Origin of the sequence: Micromonospora sp. NBS 11-29 (assembly GCF_002140155.1) — a bacterium.
Lineage (GTDB): Bacteria > Actinomycetota > Actinomycetes > Mycobacteriales > Micromonosporaceae > Micromonospora.
On record NZ_NAPR01000031.1, the window covers coordinates 134,763 to 135,633 of the forward strand.

General features: G+C 73.6%; 2 pseudogenes. One reads left to right on the plus strand and one right to left on the minus strand.

Annotation, left to right across the window (positions count from 1 at the left end):
* A pseudogene (locus B1205_RS30455) lies at positions 1-272 on the minus strand (hypothetical protein); the annotation flags it as partial.
* A 173-nt stretch (positions 273-445) separates the two neighbouring features.
* On the opposite strand from B1205_RS30455, the pseudogene B1205_RS30145 reads away from it, so the two are divergent.
* Positions 446-871: pseudogene (locus tag B1205_RS30145) on the plus strand (hypothetical protein); the annotation flags it as partial.

The window sequence follows — 871 nt, forward strand, 5'->3', positions numbered from 1 at the left end:
TTCACGGCGGTCGCCGCCAGCGGTGCGGTCGTCCCGGCGGAACCCACCCTCACGACGGTCCCCACCACGGAAACCACCGTCCCGGTCACCACCACGGAAACCGCCCTCACGGCGGTCCCCACCGCCAGTCCGGTCGTCCCGACGGAACCCACCCTCACGACGGTCCCCACCACGGAAACCGCCTTCACGACGCTCGCCGCCACCGGCACGGTCATCACGACGGAAGCCACCACCCTGGCGGTCGCCGCCGCGGAAGCCACCGTCCCGGTCACCACNCACGGAAACCGCCCTCACGACGCTCGCCACCACCGGTGCGGTCGTCACGACGGAAGCCACCCTCGCGGTCGCCCCCACGGAATCCGCCCTCGCGACGCTCGCCGCCACCGGCACGGTCATCACGACGGAAACCGCCCGGACGATCGCCACCGCGGAAGCCGCCCTCACGATGCTCACCGCCACCGGCACGGTCATCACGACGGAACCCACCCGGACGATCGCCACCGCGAAAGCCGCCCTCGCGACGCTCGCCACCGCTGGAACGGTCATCACGACGGAACCCACCCTGACGGTCACCACCGCGGAAGCCGCCCTCGCGACGCTCGCCGCCACCGGCACGGTCGTCACGACGGAAACCACCCTCGCGGCGGTCCCCGGCGCGGGGAGCACCGCCGCGATCGTCGCGGCCGCCCCGGTACGAGGGGCGGTCATCGCGGCGGGCGTCGCCGCGCCCCTGGCCACGGTCGGCGCGGTCCTCGTAGCGACGGGGGCGGTCCCCGCCCTGCGGTCCAGAGCTCACAGGTGCATCCTTCCTGATGGCGTTTCCGCCAGAACGCTAACGCAGTCGAGGGCCGACCCTGGTGGGGCGGCCCTC